Origin of the sequence: Microcoleus sp. LAD1_D3 (assembly GCF_036702135.1) — a bacterium.
Taxonomy (GTDB): Bacteria; Cyanobacteriota; Cyanobacteriia; order Cyanobacteriales; family Microcoleaceae; genus Microcoleus.
On record NZ_JAUBSB010000013.1, the window covers coordinates 64,882 to 86,127 of the forward strand.

Sequence of the window (21,246 nt, forward strand, 5' to 3'; positions counted from 1 at the left end):
ATTGAAGACTCAAACGCGCTGATGGGAGACTCGTAACGCCCGAAAACTGTTCACAGAAAGTCTATGTGGAAAGAATTTGGCGGAACTGGTTGGCGTACTGCAAACAAGATTTATAGGTAAAAAGAATCGATGAGTGACGCAAGCATTCAGGGAAACCAACTCACCGAAAGTTGTACCAATTTAGTAGAACTCCTACAAAACAGAGCGCTACACCAACCAGAGCAGAAATATACATTTCTGTTAGACGGAAAAACTGAAACCGCCAGTTTGACTTATCGAGAGTTAGATGCGATCGCCCGATCGCACGCCGTGCGACTTCAGACATTGGGACTCACTGGCGAACGAGCCTTACTGCTTTTCCCGCCAGGATTGGACTATCTCGCCGCCTTCTTTGGATGCTTGTACGCCAAAGTGATCGCCGTTCCCCTCTATCCGCCGAAGCTGAAACGGAATTTAGCGAAAATTAGTGCGATCGCCAAAGATGCAGGAGCAACAGTTGCGATCGCTCCCGCGCGACACCTGGAAAATTTAGAGCAGCTATGCGAACAAGCGCCGGAACTCAAAGCGATGCGTTGGCTGAGTGCAGAGGTGCTTTCCGATGACGGCGAAAAGTGGCAGCAGCCACCCATCCATCCCGACGAAGTGGCTTATCTTCAGTACACTTCCGGCTCAACCTCCACCCCCAAAGGCGTAATGGTGAGCCACGCAAACGTTTTGTACAACATCGAATACATTCACCGAGGCTTTGACCACGATGCCGAAAGCGTTGCCGTAACGTGGCTCCCCCCGTTTCACGACATGGGGTTAATTGACGGATTGCTCAAACCTTTGTATCTGGGAATTCCCTCTTACTTCATGCCACCAGCGGCGTTTATTCAGGACCCGATGTGCTGGTTGGAAGCGATTTCGCGCTACAAAGCTACCCACAGCGGCGGGCCAAATTTTGCTTACGACTTGTGTGCTAGCAAAATAAGCAAAATCTTGGGCGATGGCAAAAAAATGCTCGACTTGAGTAGTTGGCGCGTGGCCTATAACGGCGCAGAACCCATCCACAAAGAAACCCTAGAGCGATTTACCAAAGCTTTTGAGCCCTGCGGTTTTCAGGCGGATGCCTTTTGTCCTGCTTACGGAATGGCAGAAACCACGCTAAAAATTGCCACGGTTCGCAGCGGGACAACACCGACTTTCTTACCTGTTGACGCTGGGGCGCTGGAAAATAATCAGATTGTAGAAGTTGTGGAAGGCGAGGGGGGCGCGAGAACTTTAGTCGGCTGCGGTTTCCCTGAATTTGGCACTAAAGTTGCGATCGTCAATCCCGAAACTCTGACGCAGTGCCAGCCGCAGGAAGTCGGAGAAATTTGGGTAGCTGGCGAAACAGTTGCGCGAGGCTATTGGAATCGCCCAGAAGAGACAGAAAAAACCTTTCAAGCATATCTTTCAGATAGCAGCGAAGGGCCCTTTTTGCGAACAGGAGATTTAGGCTTTTTACGCGATCGAGAACTGTTTATTACAGGGCGACTCAAAGATTTGATTATCATCCGAGGTCGCAATCTTTACCCCCAAGATATAGAAAGAACAGCAGAGCGCAGCCATCCCAGTTTGCGGCCAGGGGCGATCGCGGCATTCTCGGTGGAAGTCGCAGGCGAAGAACAGCTCGTTATCGTGCCTGAATTACAATCTCGCAAAGCGCCGGATAATGCCGAGGAAATTATCAGCGCCATCCGATCCCGCATTGCTCAAGAATATGAAGTGCAAGTTTATGGAGTAGTGCTGATTAAGCCCGGAAGCATTCCGAAAACGACCAGCGGTAAAATCCAACGTCGCGCCGCCTGTGCTGACTTTCTAGCTGACAATTTGGAAGTTGTCGCCAGTAGCGTTTTAGAGTTAGCTGATTCGGTGGAAATCGAGAATCGCCTCACGCGAGAAAATCTGCTGACAGCCGAGTTAGAAGAACGGCAGGCAGAGTTAGAAACCTATTTGCGACAGCAGGTAGCGAGGGTGCTGAAAGTCAGCCTTTCTCAAATCCAATCGATCGAGGCTTTTAGTAATTTTGGTTTCGATTCATTGGCGGTATTTGAGTTTAAAAATCAGATCGAAACAGATCTAAAAATAGCTTTATCAATAGAAGACTTTTTCCAGGAATTAAGCTTTACTCAACTGGCTGCAAAAATTTTAGGAAAACTGGCAGAAGCGCCGACAATGGCGTCTATTCACACCGTTTCTCGCTTACAAAACATCCCCCTATCTTTTGCCCAAGAGCGCTTGTGGTTCTTCGACCAATTGGAACCGGGAAACCCCTTCTACAACCTCTGCGGTGCGGTTCGGGTGACGGGGCAACTTAATGCAGAAGCACTCAGGCAAAGTATTGAGAAAATTATCGATCGGCACGAGGTTTTAAGAACTGCGTTTGCCGCTGTGGAAGGGCAACCGATACAGGTTGTCGCTGCTGCGGGCGATTGGACGCTGCCGCTGATAGATTTGAGCGATCGCTCCCCTGAGGAACGCGAGAAAGAAGCGCAAAAACTGTCTGCGGCAGAAGCACATTTTCCCTTTGATTTAACTCAACAAAATCTGTTCCGTGCCAAACTTCTGCGCCTGTCAGAAACAGAACACACTCTGCTTTTATCCGCCCACCATATCATTTTTGATGGGTGGTCTTTGGGCGTGTTTTTACGGGAAGTAGCGGCATTTTATGAAGAATTTACTAATAAGAAGTTAGCCGCGATTCCACCGCTGCCAATTCAGTATGCAGACTTTGCAACTTGGCAGCGCCAACAAATGCAGGGAGAAATATTAGAAACTCAACTTACTTACTGGAAGCAGCAATTAAGCGGCAGCGCAGCGGTTCTAAATTTACCAACAGACTTTTCTCGTCCCGCTGTTCAAAGTTACAAGGGAGGTCGGCAATTATTTGAATTGCCAGAGCACTTAACCGAGGCAATTAGGCAATTGAGTCGCCGCGAAAAAACTACTCCCTTTATGACATTGCTGGCAGCATTCAATACGCTGCTTTACCGCTACACGGGGCAAGAAGATATCCTCGTCGGTTCACCAATTGCCAGCCGCAACAGCAGCGAAACCGAATCATTAATTGGATTTTTTGTCAATACTTTAGTCCTGCGATCTGACTTAACCGGAAATCCCACTTTTCGAGAGTTGCTGAGTCGAGTGCGAGAGGTTGCATTAGGCGCTTACGCGCATCAAGATGTACCGTTTGAGAAGTTGGTTGAAGAATTGCAGCCGAATCGAGATTTAAGTCACTCGCCTTTATTTCAGGTGATGTTTGCCTTTCAAAATGCCTCTGAATTCGCCTTAGAATTGCCTGGTTTAAGCCTGAACTGCCAACAGATTCACAGCGGGACAGCTAATTTCGATTTAACCCTGGATTTAGAAGCCACAGCAACAGGTATTAGAGCGTGGTTTGAATATAGCCTAGACTTATTTGAACCGACCACAATTGCGCGAATGGCAGGACACTTTCAGAACTTATTAGAAAGTATCGTTGCCCATTCTTCCGCACGACTGTCAGATTTGCCCATGCTTGCAGAAGCAGAACGCCAGCAACTTCTATTTGAGTGGAATAATACTGGGATAAATTACTCCCAAAATGGGTGCGTTCACCGTTTGTTTGAAGCGCAAGTGGCGAAAACACCTGATGCGGTTGCCGTGCAATTTGAATGCCGAAGTTTTACCTACCGAGAACTGAACGATCGCGCGAATCAACTCGCACATTACCTGCACTCTTTCGGCGTGAAGCCAGATGCCATAGTCGGCGTTTATATGGAGCGATCGCTCGATGCGATAGTCGGGATTTTAGGCGTATTAAAAGCAGGCGGCGCTTATTTACCCCTCGATCCAATCTATGCTAAAGAACGCCTGGTTTTCATGTTAGAAGACGCTGGCGTTCAGGTACTGCTAACGCAAACGCAACTAGCAGTAAACTTGCCAGCCCAAAATAATATTTCTGTGATTTGCTTGGATGCAGACAGGCAGACGATCGCTCAACAAAATAAGTCAAATCCTGAGAGCACCGTTTTGCCAGAAAACCTCGCTTATATCATCTATACATCCGGGTCTACTGGCAAGCCAAAAGGAGTGATGGTGCAGCATCAATCTTTGGCGAACTATACGCAGGCTGCAAGTGTCGAATATGGCATTAAAGCAGGCGATCGCGTTCTTCAATTTGCTTCCCTCAGCTTCGACGCCAGCGCCGAAGAAATCTATCCCTGTTTAACGCAAGGTGCCACCTTGGTACTGCGCGGAAATTCCATGTTAGACAGCATTTCTTCCTTCCTGCAAAAATGCCGGGAATGGCAAATCACCGTCTTAGATTTGCCCACAGCTTACTGGCGCGAATTAACTGCCAGACTCAGCGCCGAAAAAGCAGAATTTCCCCCCTCAGTGCGCTTGACAATTATTGGCGGAGAAACCGCACTTTCAGCATCCCTGAATCAGTGGCAAAAGTGCGTTTCAGAAAAAGTACGACTTGTCAATACTTACGGCCCCACAGAAACAACCATTGTCGCCACGTGGTGCGACTCTCTCCCCTCTTCCTCCTCTTCTTCTCTCCCCTCTGCGCCCTCTGCGCCCTCTGCGGTTAAAAACTCCGCAAAAACCTTGCCGATTGGTCGTCCAATTCCAAATGCCCGCACCTATGTACTCGATGCTAATTTGCAACCCGTTCCCATCGGAGTCCCCGGCGAACTTTATATCGGAGGTGCGGGGGTTGCCAGAGGATATATCAACCGTTCGGATCTGAATCGAGAAAAATTTATTCCCGATCCTTTTAGCAGCAAACAAGGCGATCGCCTTTACAAAACAGGCGATTTAGTCCGCTATCTCCCCGACGGGAATTTAGAATTTCTCGATCGCACCGATCGCCAAGTGAAAATTCGCGGTTTCCGCATTGAGTTAGGAGAAATCGAATCCACACTCAGCCAACATCCAGACGTGCAAGAAGCAGTCATTCTCGCGCGTGAGGAAGATTCAGGCAGCAAGCGCTTAATCGCCTACCTCGTTTTAAACTCAGCACTCAGCATTGGGAAGTCTGCACTGATTAAAAATCTGCGCTCTTTTCTCCGAGAACAACTGCCAGATTATATGGTGCCTGCCAGTTTCATGTTTTTAGAAGCGATGCCATTAACGCCAAACGGCAAGGTAGATTTCAAAGCTCTTCCCGCACCGGAAACCAACAGTTCAGAGGCAGATTTTATCGCACCTCAGACTTTAGAAGAACAAGTATTAGCTGATATTTGGGCTGATGTCCTCGGCTTAAAACAAGTGGGAATCAATGACAATTTCTTCGAGTTGGGAGGTCACTCTTTGCTGGCAACTCAACTGATTGCCAAAGTGCGCGATCGCTTTCAAGTAGAACTATCGTTGCGCTGTCTGTTTCAATCCCCCACTGTCGCCAGTCTAGCAGCGACGATCGCGGAAACTAAAAGCGAGCCATATCAAGAACCTATTAAATTACTGCCGACAATCGCCCCCGATCCTCAAAATCGCTACAAACCATTTCCGCTCAATGAAATGCAGCAGGCGTACTGGATCGGGAGAAATAGCTTCTTTGAAATGGGCAATGTTGCCATTCACGGTTATGTCGAAATTGAGAGCGACGAGTTAGATTTAGAGCGGTTTAGCCTCGCGTGGCAGCGAGTTGTAGAGCGTCACGATATGCTGCGGGCGATCGTACTGCCCAACGGACAGCAGCAAATTCTGGAAAACGTACCCGCTTATAAAATTGAGGTTTTGGATTTGCGATCGCTCGATTCAAAAGTTGTCGGCGAACAACTCGAAGCAATCCGCGATCGCCTTTCTCACCAAGTGCTGCCGCTCGATCGCTGGCCGCTGTTCGAGATTTGCGCTTCGCAAAGGGGCGATCGCCGCACCCGCCTCCACATCAGCATTGACGCCTTGTGCATAGACGGCTGGAGTTTTCAAATTTTGTTTGGCGATTTGGTAAAGTTTTACCGCAATCACCATACTGCGATCGCGCCATTGCAACTGTCTTTTCGCGACTGCGTGTTAGCGGCGATCGCCTTAGAAAACTCCCCACTCTTTCAGCAATCCTTAGATTACTGGCGAAATCGCCTCAAAACCCTGCCACCAGCGCCGGAATTGCCCCTCGCCAAACACCCGAATTCCTTAACGCAGCCGCGATTTAAACGCTGGAGCGATCGCTTAGACTTGCAAACCTGGCAGCGCCTCAAAACGCGCACAGCTCGTGCCAGCCTCACTCCTACGGGTTTATTGCTCGCTGCGTATGCCGAGGTTCTCTCCCTGTGGAGCAAAACACCTCGGTTTACCCTCAACGTGCCGCGCTTCAATCGCCTTCCCCTCCACCCTCAAGTTGAGGAGATTATCGGAGAATTTGCCTCGTTTACTTTGCTAGAAGTAGATAACTCGAAGCGAGAGAGTTTTGAAACGCGAGCCAAGCGATTGCAAGAACAGCTTTGGCAAGATTTAGAGCACCAGTATGTCAGCGGCGTGCGGGTTTTGCGAGAACTCGCTCAAGCGCAAGGTACAACCGCAGCGCTGATGCCAGTCGTTTTTACGATCGATCCGCAAAACGCGCCTGGGGAAGATACTTCTATCTTTTCTCTCATTCAAGAATTGGGAGAATTGGTGCACATTATCGGTCAAACTCCGCAAGTTTGGATAGACGCGCAATTTACCGAAACTGCTGAGGGGCTGTCTTTTAGCTGGGATGCAGTGGAAGAACTCTTCCCGCCACGGATGATTGACGATATGTTTGACGCCTACTGCCGCCTGTTGCAGCGCCTCGCAAGCTCGGAGTCAGCTTGGCAGGGAACGGCGCAGTTGCAGCAGCAAGCCGTCGCTAACGGCATTGATGCACCGATTCCCGACGCACTGCTGCACGAACTGTTTGCTCAGAAAGTAGCCTTGCGATCGCAGCAAGCAGCCGCGATTACTTCAACGCGCACCCTCACCTACGAGGAACTATATCTGCGATCGAATCAAGTCGCTCACCGATTGCGGAAACTGGGAGCTCGCCCTAACCAGTTGGTTGCCGTGGTTATGGAAAAAGGATGGGAGCAAATCGTCGCTGTGCTGGGCATTCTCGCATCCGGGGCAGCTTATTTGCCCGTAGATGCGGCGCTGCCAAAAGAACGGCTGTGGTATTTGCTGGAAAATGGCGAAGTTGAGATTGTTTTGACGCAATCTCAGTTAAATCAGCGATTGGAATGGCCGGAAAATGTGCGGCGAATTTGTCTCGATACCGACGAATTGGCGGCCGAAAGCGGCGAAGCTTTGGAGTCGGTGCAGGAAGCGGAAGATTTAGCGTATGTGATTTATACTTCCGGCTCAACTGGCTTGCCGAAAGGCGTGGCGATCGCGCACCGAGGTGCAGTCAATGCGATCGCTCAAACCAACCAAGTGTTTAATGTGGCCGAGTGCGATCGCGCGATCGCACTCACCGCACTGCACCACGATATGTCGGTTTACGATATCTTCGGCATCCTAGCAGCCGGGGGAGCGATCGTCATTCCCGATGCCGCACAACGGCTAGACCCCGCTCACTGGAATCAATTGATGGTAAAAGAGCGCGTCACCATTTGGAACTCGGTTCCCCCGATGATGGAAATGCTCCTCGATTACGCTGCCGGACGTTCTGAGGTGTTGCCAGAGTGCTTGCGCTGGGCGTTTCTCGGCGGAGATTGGATTCCAGTAACGCTGCCTGAGAGGTTAAGGGCGATCGCCCGTGAATGTCGTGTTGTCAGTGTCGGCGGGCCAACGGAAACTACCCTTTGGAATATTTGGTATCCGGTAGAAACTGTTGATTCTTCTTGGAATAGCATTCCCTACGGATCGCCGATCGCTAATACACGCTATTACATTTTGAATGAAAGGCTCGAAGACTGTCCCGTCTGGGTTGCCGGCGAGATGTGCTGTGCCGGAGTTGGACTGACAAAAGGATACTGGCGCAATGAAGAAAAAACTCGCGCCAGTTGCCTCACGCACCCCGTCACGGGCGAACGCTTGTACCGAACGGGAGATTTAGGGCGCTTCCTCCCTGACGGCAACATTGAATTTTTAGGGCGAGAAGACTTCCGCATCAAAATTCGGGGATACCGCATCGAGGCGGGGGAAATTGAAGCTGCTTTGAACCAGCACCCGGCAGTGCGATCGTGTGTAGTAACGGCATTCGGGGAAGATCGCAGTCAGAAACGGTTAGTAGCGTATGTGGTTCCCCAACAAAATGCAGCGCCAGAAACTTGCGAATTGCGGCAATTTCTGAGCCAAAAGCTGCCCGAATATATGCTGCCGTCTGCATTTGTCATGCTGGAGGCGCTGCCGCTATCTGCCAATGGAAAAGTAGACCGCAAAGCTCTGCCCGCACCGGATGCCGCCTTCCTTCCCAAAACCTTTGTCGCGCCTAACACCCCGGTTGAAAAAGTTCTCGCAGGCATCTGGGCTGAAATACTCGGAGTGGAAAAAATCGGCATTCACGACAACTTTTTTATCGATTTAGGAGGGCACTCCCTACTAGCCACGCAAATCATCTCAGCCGTGCGCGACACCTTCGGGGTAGATGTCCCCATGCGCTCCTTCTTCGAGTCGCCTACCGCATCCGAGCAAGCCGCTGCCCTGGTGGAAAATCCCGCGCAGCGAGAGAACGTTGAAAATACCGCTCAATTGCTGCTGAGTCTTGCGGAACTTTCCGATGAAGAAGTAGAGCGAATGCTAGCGGAGAAAACTTCTTTCCGCGATCGGGAATTGACCGTCTCCGCTTTTTCTAGTTATTAATCCCAGCAATTCATTCAAAACAAACAAAAGTCCAATGAGCTATTTGAAACTATCTGCAAAAAAACGCGCCTTGCTGGAAGTGATGCTACGAGAACAGGGGGTAGAATCCTCAAGCGATCGCAGAATTCCTAGAAGGAAAGAAGGCGACTCGATCCCCTTGTCTTTCGCCCAGCAACGGCTGTGGTTTTTCGACCAGTTCGAGGCTGGAAAATCTTTCTACAATCTCCCAGGCGCTATCCGGCTCAAAGGCAAATTAAATGTGACCGTGTTGAAGCAAACTTTCAACGAAATCGTCAACCGGCACGAAGCTTTGCGCTCGACTTTTACTGAGGTTCAGGGACAGCCCATTCAAGTCATTGCTCCCCCTGTTTCTCGCCTGCCGCTGCCAGTAATAGACCTCCGAGAACTGCCCCAGAGCGATCGAGAGGCAGCCGTAAAGCAGCTATCTGCAAAGGAAGGGCAACAGCCCTTTGACTTAGAACGAGGCCCCTTGCTGCGAACATCTTTGCTACAGCTTAGCGAAGAAGAATACGTCCTGCTGCTGACGATGCACCACATCGTTTCAGATGGCTGGTCGATAGGATTGCTGGCGCGGGAACTGGCGGCAATTTACGAAGCCTTATCCGCCGGAAACCAACCGCAGCTTCCAGAGCTTCCCGTGCAGTATGCCGACTTTGCGATCTGGCAGCGCAACTGGCTCTGTGGCGAAGTGCGGGAAACTCAGCTTGCGTACTGGAAGCAACAGTTGGAGGGAGCGCCTCCCTTGCTGGAACTGCCTGCCGATCGACCCCGACCTCCTATTCAGACCTCCGAAGGCGCAACCCAGTCGCTATTGCTGTCTCAGGAGCTGACAGCCGCCCTCAAAAACCTCAGCCAGCGGGAGGATGTTACCCTGTTTATGACGCTGCTGGCGGCATTTAAAGCGCTGCTTTACCGCTATACAGGGCGGACAGACTTGCTAGTCGGCTCGCCGATCGCCAACCGCAACCGCGCGGAAATTGAAGGGCTCATTGGCGTATTCGTCAATACGCTGGTCTTGCGGACTGACGTTTCCGGCGATCCTACTTTTCGAGAATTGCTTCAACGCTTGCGCGAGGTGACTTTGGGAGCCTACGCGCACCAAGACTTGCCATTTGAGAAACTGGTTGAGGAACTGCAACCCGAGCGCAGTCTGAGTTATAACCCGGTATTTCAGGTTATGTTCCAGTTGCGGAATAACCCCATGCCGCCCTTGGATCTGTCCGGATTGACTTTAAGTCTGCTCGAGGTCGAAACGAATACGACGCAGTGTGATTTGAGCTTGGATTTAGAAGAAGTGGGGGAAAGGCTGCAAGCCTCAGTGGAATACAGCACGGATTTGTTCGATCGCGCCACCATTACCCGGATGCTCGGACACTTGCAAACCTTGTTGGAAGGTATCGCCGCTAATCCAGAGCAGCGCCTCTGGAGCTTGCCCCTGCTGACAGCAGCCGAAAAGCAGCAACTGCTGCAGTGGAATAATACTTTTGCCCAGTATCCCCAGGATAAGTGCATCCATCAGTTATTTGAGGAGGCTGTCTCGCTATCGCCCGACGCTGTGGCAGTGGTTTTTGAAGGAGAAGAACTCAGCTATAGGGAACTGAACGCGAGAGCAAACCAGTTGGCGCGCCACCTGCGGTCGCTAGGAGTGAAGCCAGAAGTGCTGGTGGGGATTTGCGTCGAGCGATCGCCCTTGATGGTAATCGGCTTGTTGGGCGTCCTCAAAGCGGGCGGTGCTTACGTCCCACTCGATCCAAACTATCCTAAAGAGCGCTTGGCTTTCATGCTAGAAGACTCTTCAGTGCAGGTGCTGCTGGCGCAAGAAAAGCTGCTCGAAAAACTTCCCCCACACTCGGCGCGTGTTGTCTGCTTAGACTCGGGCTGGGAAGAAATTGCTTTTTACAGCTCAGAAAACCCTCGCAGCGGCGTAAAGCCAGAAAACCTGGCCTACGTTATCTACACGTCAGGGTCTACAGGAAAACCCAAAGGCGTTTTAATCGAACACCGATCGCTAGTCAATTACACGACGGCTGCGATCGCTGAATATGGAATAGAAAAGCGCGATCGCGTTTTGCAGTTTGCCTCTATTAGTTTCGATGCCAGTGCCGAAGAAATCTACCCCTGCCTGACTTCGGGTGCAACACTCGTATTGCGTACTGATTCCATGCTGGATTCAGCGGGTGTATTTTGGGAAAAGTGCAGGACTTGGAACTTAACTGTTCTGAGTTTGCCGACAGCCTACTGGCACGAACTGACAGCCTTATTGAGCCAAGAAACCTTGGTACTTGCCCCGTCATTACGCTTGACAATCATTGGCGGAGAAAAAGCGCTTCCCGAACGATTGAAAACTTGGATTGAGCGTGTAGGCGAACAAGTACGTCTGGTGAATACTTACGGCCCTACAGAAGCCACTGTGGTGGCAACGATATGCGAATTATCGGCAGCCGACGCCACATTGAGGGAGTTGCCGATCGGGCGTCCTATTGGGAATGTCCAAACCTACATCCTAGATTGTAACGGGCAGCCTGTACCCACTGGCATTCCGGGCGAGTTGCACGTCGGCGGCGCTGGTTTGGCACGGGGATACCTCAACCGTCCCGAGCTGACGGCAGAAAAATTTATCCCCAGCCCCTTTAGCAATGAACCTGGTTCGCGCCTCTACAAAACTGGAGACTTAACTCGTTATCGACCAGATGGCAACATCGAATATGTCGGTCGCATTGACAATCAGGTAAAAATTCGCGGGTTCCGCATCGAGCTCGCAGAGATTGAGGCGGTGCTGTCCCAGCATCCGGCAGTGCGGGAAAGTGCGGTTTTGGTGTGGTTCGGGGCGAACGCTCGCAAGCGTCTCGTTGCTTACGTCGTCCCCGACGCCCAAGAGCAAAATTCTTCACTGTCTTCTAGCGAGCTGCGCCAGTTCCTGCAAGAACGCTTGCCAGAGTATATGGTGCCGTCTGCCTTCGTCTTGCTGGAGAAACTGCCTCTAACGCCCAACGGCAAAATCGATCGCAAGGCGCTTCCCGCACCGGATCGCGATCGGCCAGAACTCGAAGAGGCATTCGCCACGCCAAGCACGGCTATTGAGAAAATCCTGGCAGAAATTTGGGCGCAAGTATTGGGGTTAGAACAAGTGGGAATTGACGACAATTTCTTTGAATTGGGCGGCGATTCTATCCTCAGCATTCAAGTCATTTCTAAAGCCAATCAAGCGGGGTTGCGGCTCACTCCAAAACAACTGTTTCAACACCAAACCATTGCACAGTTAGCAGCCGTCGCCGATACAGCGGGAACCCAACAATCCGAACAAGGATTAATCACTGGTGAAGTTCCTCTGACACCTATTCAGCACTGGTTTTTCGAGGAAAATCTCTCCGATCCACACCACTGGAATCAGGCGGTGCTTTTAGAGTTGCGGCAACCTCTCGAACCTGCATTAATTGAGTCAGTTTTGCAAGAATTGCTGAAGCACCACGACGCGCTGCGCCTGCGTTTTGCGCGAGGAGAATCTGGCTGGCAGCAGGAGCTCGCCAATCTCGACGAGGTTGCTCCGTTTACCTGCATTGATTTGTCGTCGCTACCTCCAGACGAGCGAGAAGCCGCTTTCCAAACCGCCGCCACTCAGTTGCAAGCCAGTTTGAATTTGTCAGACGGGCCATTACTTCGCACTGCCCTATTTGACTTGGGCAAACATCAGCCAAATCGCTTGTTATTAGCCATTCATCACTTAGCGGTTGATGGGGTTTCGTGGCGAATTTTAATTGAGGATTTCCAGACTGCTTATGGGCAACTTAGCCGCGACGAAACAGTCGCGCTCCCGCCCAAAACAACCTCATTTAAGCAGTGGGCAGAACGCTTGCATGAGTGGGCGCGATCGCCCGAATTGCAGCGAGAGTTCGATTACTGGTTCGCCCTTTCTCACCAACCAACTTCTCGCTTGCCGGTGGATTTCCCAAACGCAGCCAATTTAGTTGCATCTGAAAAGACAGTATCCGTTGCTTTGAGTGTTGAAGAAACCAAACTGCTCCTGGAAGAAGTACCTGCCGCTTACCGCACTCAAATTAATGATGTATTGCTAACTGCTTTAGGTCAAGCATTTGAACGCTGGACTGGCAATAACTCACTTTTACTTGAATTAGAAGGTCACGGGCGCGAAGATATATTTGACGGAGTAGATTTGTCGCGCACAATTGGCTGGTTTACAGCAGTTTTTCCCGTTCTGTTAAATTTAGAAAAACCTGCCGATCTAGGGGCGGAAATCAAATCAGTGAAAGAGCAGTTACGCGCCGTGCCAAATCGCGGTATTGGGTGCGGTGTCCTAGGATATTTAAACCCAGAAATTGCTAAAAGATTGCACAAATTGCCGCAAGCTGAGGTAAGCTTTAACTATCTCGGACAGTTTGACCAAGTGCTGCCGAAATCTTCTTTGTTGATGCTGTCTTCCGAGCCTAGTGGCCCCATCCGCAGCCCGCGCGGAAATCGGTGTTACCTGCTAGAAATTAACGGATTTATTGCCAGCAGCAAGCTGCAATTAGATTGGACGTACAGCGAAAACATTCACCGACGAGAAAGCATTGAAAATTTGGCAACGGGCTTTATAGAATCGCTGCGATCGCTAATTCAATACTGTCAGTCCCCCGACGCCGGCGGCTGCACTCCTTCTGACTTTGCAGAGTTTAAGTGGAGCCAGTGGGGCCAGGACGATTTAGACAACATTACCGCAATTTTGGCAGAGCTTTAATATGATCAAAGGCAATATCGAAGATTTTTATCCCCTCTCCCCAGCGCAGCAGGGCATTCTCTTTCATTCCCTTTACCAGCCAGAATCGGGCGTATATTTCGGGCAACTGCTGTGCGTCTTGCGCGGCGATCTCAATGTTTCTGCGTTGAGAAATAGTTGGCAAAAAGTTGTAGACCGGCATCCCATTTTGCGGACTTGTTTCGTGTGGGAAAATTTGAAAGAACCCGTGCAAGCGGTGCGTAAGCAGGCTGCATTATCTTGGCAGCAGATGGACTGGCGATCGCTCTCCGCGTCCGCACAACAACAGCAGCTAGAAACGTTCCTAAAAGCCGATCGACAGCAGGGCTTTGACTTGACATCAGCTCCCTTAATTCGCATTGCACTGGCGCAGTTAGACACAGATACTTTTCAGTTTATTTTGAGCCACCACCACTTAGTTTTAGATGGGTGGTCGCTGGCGATCGTTCTTGATGAAGTTTTTGCATTTTATCAAGCCTTCTCCCAGGGCGAGGAATTGCACCTCAAACGCCCTCGCCCTTATCGGGATTACATCGCGTGGCTGCACCAGCAAGATTTATCTGCGGCTGAGTCATTTTGGCGGCAAACTCTCAAAGGTTTTGCAGCTCCAACTGCGATCGCCCGGGGCAATATTGTCGCGGGAAACCGTTTAGAAAGTAGTGGCGAACAGCAGGTGATATTTTCTGCAACAGCCACCGCCGCACTGCAATCTGCCGCGCGGCAGCATCAGCTAACATTAAATACCCTCGTACAGGCAGCTTGGGCGCTACTTTTGAGCCGATACAGCGGCGAGGAAGATGTGGTTTTTGGTACGGTTGTCTCCGGGCGGCCGCCAGAGTTAATGGGTGCTGAATCAGTAGTGGGGCTGTTCGTAAATCCTCTGCCAGTGCGCGTAAAAATTGACCCACAGGATTTTATTTTATCCTGCTTGAAAGAACTCCAAGCGCAACAAGTTGAGGCGCGACAATATGAGTACAGCCCCCTCGTTGAGGTGCAGGGGTGGAGCGAAGTTCCTCGGAGTTTGCCTCTATTTGAGAGTTTGGTCGTTTTTGAAAATTATCCTTTGGATGCTTCTTTGCAGGAGAAGATTCAAAACTTAAAAGTAGAGAATATTCGCTCCTGGGAAACAACGAATTATCCTCTAACGGTGATGGCAATACCGGGTGCGGAATTGACGCTGAAAATTGGTTACAATAGCAACCGCTTTGAAGACGCTGCGATCGCACGGATGCTCGGACACCTGCAAACTTTACTGGAGGGAATGACTGCCAATCCTGAGCGGAAACTGTCAGAATTGCCCCTATTGAGCGCCTCCGAACGCCAGCAATTACTTGTTCAGTGGAACGACACCCAAGCGGATTACCCCAAAAATTCCTCAATTCACGAATTATTTGCAGCGCAAACAGAGCGAACCCCAGATGCAGTGGCTGCAATTTGCGAAAATGAACAATTGACTTACCGCGAATTGAATGCCAAAGCCAACCAAATCGCGCATTACCTGCAAACTATCGGTGTAAAACCCGAAGTTTTGGTGGGAATTTGTTTAGAGCGATCGCTGTCCATGCTGGTGGCCATTTTGGGCATTTTAAAAGTCGGTGCCGCTTACGTTCCTCTCGATCCTGCTTATCCCCAAGAACGCCGCTCCTTCATGCTGGCCGACGCAAAAGTTCCGGTGCTTTTGACTCAAAAAAACCTCCTAGAAACCCTCCCCGAACACAGCGCTAAAGTCGTCTGTATCGACGCCGAATGGCAGGAAATTTCCCGGCAGAGCGATCGCAACCCCGCTGTTAAAGTGGAAGCTGAAAACCTCGCTTACGTCCTCTACACTTCCGGCTCGACAGGCACTCCCAAAGGCGTACTCGGCACCCACCGAGGCACAGTCAATCGCTGTTTTTGGAACCCCTACCCTTTTATCCAAGCAGATATTTGCTGTCAAAAAACGTCCTTAAATTTTGTCGATTCGGTTTGGGAAATTTTTGCTCCTTTGCTGCATGGGTTGCCAACTGTGATTATTCCCGATCGAGCCGTCAAAGATATTAACCAATTCCTTCAAACCTTATCAAAGCAAAATGTAACCCGACTGGTGCTAGTTCCTTCTTTGTTGCGCGCTATCTTAGATTCCTTCCCTGATTTAGACAGGCGTTTGCCTCAATTAAAATATTGGATTTGCAGCGGAGAAACTCTGCCGATGGAACTTTGCCACCAATTTCGAGAGCAGATGCCCCAGCGGGTATTAATCAATCTTTATGGCTCTTCTGAAGTAGCTGCAGACGTGACGTGGTACGATGCAACTCACTGTGTCGAGAAAGTTCCAATCGGTCGCCCGATCGCCAACACGCAAATTTATCTGCTCGATCGCAATTTGCAACCCGTTCCGATAGGAATTCCCGGCGAGATTTACGTCGGCGGCGATGGATTGGCACAGGGCTACTTAAACCGCCCCGACTTAACCTCGGAGAAATTCATTTCTAACCCGTTTGGGCAAAAAAAATTAGATTTCCTCGGTAATTCTCATCAAAAAGTTTTGTTCAAAACAGGCGATATCGGTTGTTACCTGCCGGATGGTAATATAGAATTTCTGGGTCGTGGTGATTGCCAAATAAAAATTCGCGGTTTCCGCATCGAACTCGGAGAAATAGAGGCAGCACTTTCTCAACATTCTTCTGTGTCCACCGCTGCTGTTTTGCTTCAGGAAAATGCACCAGGCAGTCAACGCCTAGTCGCTTACCTAGTTCCTAACTCAGAGTTCAGAAATCAGCACCCAGAACTTATTTACGAACTGCGTTCATTCTTGAAGCACAAACTGCCCGATTACATGGTGGCTTCAGCGTTTGTGCTATTAGATGCGTTGCCATTAACGCCCAACGGAAAAATTGACCGCCTCGCCTTATCTCAAAGGTGCGATTACGTTTCTGATGAAACAGCCTTCACTGAGCCACAAACGCCCACCGAGGAAAAAATTGCTGAGATTTGGACTGCTCTTTTAGGGCTAGAAAAAGTAGGAAGTAACCAAAACTTTTTTGACCTCGGCGGTCACTCTCTGATGGCAACACAGTTAATATCGCGAGTGCGATCGTGCTTTGGGATAGAGTTAGCGCTGTGCGATTTTTTTGCCGCTCCCACAATTCAGAATTTAGCTGAACTAATCGAGGAAGAAATTCTGGCAAACGCCGATTCTAACCAGATAGATGAATTGCTCGACCTCTTAGAAAAAGAGGAAGCACAAACTGTGATGCTGACTGAGTAAAGAGCGCGTTTGTAAAAAAGCATAAAAAGCCCTATCCCCTTAAAGCTTTGGTTGGGGATAGGAAAGCAAAAAAGCCCATTAAAAAGGATGGATTCGGGATGAGTAAACTAACAGTAGAAGCCAAAAAATCTCAAGATGTAATGGAGCAATTAAAAGCCTCTGTTACCCCACTTGAACAAAAGTTAATGGAGCTATTCAGTGCCTCAGAAAAGTCATTTTTGGCAGAAGAAGCAATGGAGGAGCGAATTTCTGCCCTAGTTCAAGACTTTTTGTACGCAAAAACCGCTAGTACAGATATTGACTTAGAGTTAATTATTCAGGAGTTTAGGGAAAACAAAATTCCCGCCCTTCCTACAGATGTTGGGAATTATATTGATGATTTGGCCCAAACCCTCGTTGCCCATTCCATTCACACCTCTTCCCCGCGATATATCGGTCACATGACGAGCGCACTTCCCTATTTTGTGCGCCCGATCGCGAAGCTGTTAATCGCGATGAATCAAAATTTAGTCAAGATGGAAACTGCCAAAGTTTTAAGCCCCTGCGAGCGCCAGACTTTGGCAATGATGCACCGATTAATTTACGATTTTTCTGAGGATTTTTATAACCAGCACATTCAAAAAAGTGATAGCACGCTCGGTATCATGGTAACGGGCGGCACCCTAGCTAATATCACAGCCCTGTGGTGCGCTCGCAACGCTTCTTTAGGGCCAAAAAATAACTTTAGTGGCATTGAAAAAGAAGGGTTGTACGCAGCTTTAGAGTTTTACGGCTACAAGGGAATGGTGATAATCGGCTCGAGTTTGATGCACTATTCTTTTGAAAAGGCTGCCGGTTTATTAGGCATTGGCGATCGCAATCTCCTAAAAGTCCCCACCGATGCCAATCACCGGATGGATTTGGCAGCGCTGCGCCAAACTGTAGCCGAATGCCGCGATCGCAATCTGCACATTCTGGCAATTATCGGTGTTGCAGGCAGCACCGATTCGGGAAGTATCGATCCGCTTCCAGAAATAGCGGCGATCGCCCAAGAAGCAAACGCTCACTTTCACGTCGATGCCGCTTGGGGCGGCCCCGTGCTTTTTTCCGAACGTCACCGGCACAAAATCGCAGGCATTGAACTAGCAGATTCCGTCACCATAGATGGACACAAACAAATGTATTTGCCAATGGGAATCGGTCTGGTTTTATTCCGCAATCCCCAAACCGCCAAAGTTATTGAAAAAAACGCGCCCTACACGGTGCGAAAAGACTCCATCGATCTAGGCAAGCGCTCTCTCGAAGGCTCTCGACCAGGTGCGAGTTTGTTCTTGCAAGCCGCGTTGAATATCATCGGCCATCAAGGCTATGAGTTTTTGATAGATGCAGGCATCCATAAAACGCAGCACCTCGCCAATTTAATTCGGGAAAATCCAGAATTTGAATTGCTGCTAGAACCAGAAATTAATATTCTTTTATACCGCTACATTCCAGAAACATTCAGGGAAAAAGCAGCCAAAAAACAACTAGCCGAAGCAGACAACCACTTCATTAATCAATTTAACGAGCGCCTTCAGGAGGCCCAGCGGCGAGCCGGTCACACCTTCGTATCGCGAACAACCATGCAAACCACCTGTTATGGCAAAACCATTCCCATTGTTGCTTTTCGAGTCGTCCTTGCCAACCCCCTCACCACTGAAGCAGATATCAACTTTGTTTTAAACGACCAGCTAAAAATAGCAGCAAAGCTTTCCTTAACTATCACAAACAGCGACCACTGCGAGGAAGTGAATCATCATGTCTACTAATCGTTCAGAACGACTGAAAAACCTCTCGCCCCAGAAGCGAGCGCTCCTCCTCAAAGCATTGGGCAAAGAGGCAGTACAGGCTGAGCAATCTCAGCGCATTCCCAGGCGATCGCAGCAAAATTCTGCTCCCCTTTCTTTTGCCCAGCAACGGCTGTGGTTTCTCGATCGATTGTCTCCTGGAAACCCTGCCTACAACCTTCCTGCTGCTGTGCGTTTGCAAGGGCAATTGAATTTGTCAGCACTGCAACAAACACTCAATGAAATTGTCCGCCGTCACGAAGTTTTACGGACTGCTTTTGCAGAAGTGGACGGGGAACCTGTTCAACTGATTTCTCCTTCCTTGGATTTCGCTTTGTCGGTGGTAAACTTGCAACATTTACCAGAAACTGAGCAGCAAGCTGAAATTGAGCGACGTACTCTTGAAGAAGCCCAACGCCCTTTTGACTTAACGCGATCGCCATTACTGCGGGGCACTCTGCTGCAACTTAGTCCGGCAGAATATGTGTTGCTGCTGACGATACACCACATTATTTCTGATGGTTGGTCTATGGGGGTATTGGTGCGAGAAGTGGCCGCACTTTATGAAGCTTTTTCCACTGACAAACCCTCTGGGCTGCCTGAACTTCCCGTGCAGTATGCCGACTTCGCCAGTTGGCAGCGGCAGCATTTCCAGGGAGAGAAATTAGAAAAACAGCTCGCTTATTGGAAACAGCAATTGGGAGGCGCTTTAGCGGTGCTGCCAACAGATAGGCAGCGCTCTTCTGTGCAAACTTTCCAAGGATCGCAGCAATCTTTTGTGATTTCTGCTTCATTAACTGAAAGGCTGAAAACCCTCGGCCAGCAACAAGATGTCACCCTATTTATGACGTTGTTGGCAGCATTTCAATCCTTGCTATCCTGCCACATAAAGCAGGATAACATCGCTATTGGCTCTCCCATTGCCAATCGCAACCGCCTTGAATTAGAGGAACTGATTGGATTTTTTGTCAATACTTTAGTGCTACGAATTGACACCGCAGGCCATCCAACTTTCCGCGAACTACTCAATCGAACACGCGAGGTAGCGTTAGCAGCTTACGCTCACCCGGATGTTCCTTTTGAAAAGCTCGTGGAGGAATTGCAGCCGGAGCGAAATCTCAGCTATAACCCGCTGTTTCAAGTGTGGTTTGTACTCCAGAATGCGCCCATGCCACCCCTGGAGTTAGCTGGTTTGATCTTGAGCATTCTGGAATCCGATGTCGGTATGTCGAGACACGACTTAAGCCTCACTCTCTGGGAGAGTTCAGAAGGAATTCAAGGCTTATTTGACTACAAAACAGACTTATTTGAGGCTGCGACTATTGCCCGAATTGTAAGAGGTTTTCAAATCCTCCTCAACCAGGTAGTCATCCAGCCAGATATCAGGATCGACGACTTGGCAGAAATTCTTGCCGAAGCAGAAAGGCAGCACCAAATCGAGCAGCAAAAACAAATTCATCTTTCGGGAATTCAAAAATTAAAAATGGCTAAACGCAAAGTTATGAAAAGTTGAAAATGATGGCTCAATCTCTCATGTTTTTTCGGGAAAAAGGGATAAAGTCCTCACCAAAGCAAAAACTATGACAAATACAGAAACAAAGAATCTCAATTCCCAAAAGTTAGGATCAGTTAGGCGCAAAGCCGTCAGCCTGTCCTCAGAGGAATTAGTCAAAACCGCCTACTTCCAGCCCGAAAACCTTCTACCTCTAGTTGTTCAGCCAACAGTAGAAAAATTAAATCTCGCAGGTTGGGCACAAAACAATCGCTCATCAATTGAAACGCACTTATGGAAGCATGGAGGAATACTTTTTCGAGGCTTTGAAGTCGGCGGGGTGAATGGTTTCGAGCAGTTTATTCAAACTCTTGCTGGCGACTTGTTGGAATATTCTTTTCGCTCGACTCCGCGTAGCCTGGTGAGCGGAAATATCTACACTTCCACCGAGTATCCTGCCGAGCAATTCATCCCACTGCACAATGAAATGGCTTATTCTCGAAATTGGCCACTGAAAATCGCTTTTTTCTGCGTCAAGAAAGCCGAACAGGGAGGAGAAACTCCGATCGCTAACAGCCGCAAAGTGTTTGAAAGCCTGGATTCAAAGATTAGAGAAAAGTTTGCCCAAAAAAAGGTTATGTATGTGCGAAATTACGGCGGCGGCGTAGATTTACCCTGGCAAAATGTCTTCAATACTGATAGCAAAATTGAGGTAGAAGAGTATTGCAAAAAAGCGGGAATTGAGTTAGAATGGAAAAGTGGCGATCGCTTGAGAACTCGGCAAATATGTCAAGCCGTCGCCCAGCACCCAAAAACGCAGGAAATGGTGTGGTTTAATCAAGCTCACCTCTTCCACATTTCCAATCTCGAACCCGTCGTTCGCAAAGAGCTTTTAACTTCTTTTAAGCAGGAAGATTTACCCCGCAATGCTTATTACGGCGATGGCTCGCCCATTGAAGATTTTATATTAGACGAAATTCGTCGCTGCTACCAGCAAGAAACGATTGTTTTCCCTTGGGAAGAAGGAGATGTCTTGCTGTTAGATAATATGCTAGCCGCGCACGGACGCACGCCATTTTCTGGTTCGCGTCGGGTTGTTGTCGGTATGGCAGAAGCGTTTAGCTGTCAAGATATTTAGGCTTATTAAAGGAACTTTAGA

6 protein-coding genes are annotated in these 21,246 nt (G+C 49.3%); all 6 read left to right on the forward strand.

Annotated features, from left to right (window positions below):
- Positions 1–129: 129 nt before the first annotated feature.
- The 6 genes from QUA74_RS10265 (at position 130) to QUA74_RS10290 (ending at position 21,225) form a co-directional block, all read left to right on the forward strand.
- A complete protein-coding gene (locus tag QUA74_RS10265; RefSeq protein WP_333327682.1) occupies positions 130–8,769 on the forward strand; it encodes an amino acid adenylation domain-containing protein in 8,640 nt (2,879 codons plus the stop codon).
- 34 nt (positions 8,770–8,803) lie between these two features.
- A complete protein-coding gene (locus tag QUA74_RS10270) occupies positions 8,804–13,525 on the forward strand; it encodes an amino acid adenylation domain-containing protein (RefSeq protein WP_333327685.1) in 4,722 nt (1,573 codons plus the stop codon).
- Position 13,526: 1 nt separating this feature from the next.
- A complete protein-coding gene (locus QUA74_RS10275; RefSeq protein WP_333327687.1) occupies positions 13,527–16,790 on the forward strand; it encodes an amino acid adenylation domain-containing protein in 3,264 nt (1,087 codons plus the stop codon).
- Between the two features lie 98 nt (positions 16,791–16,888).
- On the forward strand, positions 16,889–18,577 hold the full coding sequence (gene panP, locus QUA74_RS10280) for a pyridoxal-dependent aspartate 1-decarboxylase PanP (protein ID WP_333327690.1): 1,689 nt from the start codon (positions 16,889–16,891) through the stop codon (positions 18,575–18,577).
- Positions 18,567–20,108, forward strand: a complete 1,542-nt coding sequence (locus QUA74_RS10285) for a condensation domain-containing protein (RefSeq protein ID WP_333327693.1) — start codon at positions 18,567–18,569, stop codon at positions 20,106–20,108. The genes panP and QUA74_RS10285 overlap by 11 nt, the downstream gene beginning before the upstream one ends.
- 67 nt (positions 20,109–20,175) lie before the next feature.
- Complete coding sequence (locus tag QUA74_RS10290) at positions 20,176–21,225, forward strand: TauD/TfdA family dioxygenase (RefSeq protein WP_333327697.1); 1,050 nt, start codon at positions 20,176–20,178, stop codon at positions 21,223–21,225.
- Positions 21,226–21,246: the final 21 nt, after the last annotated feature.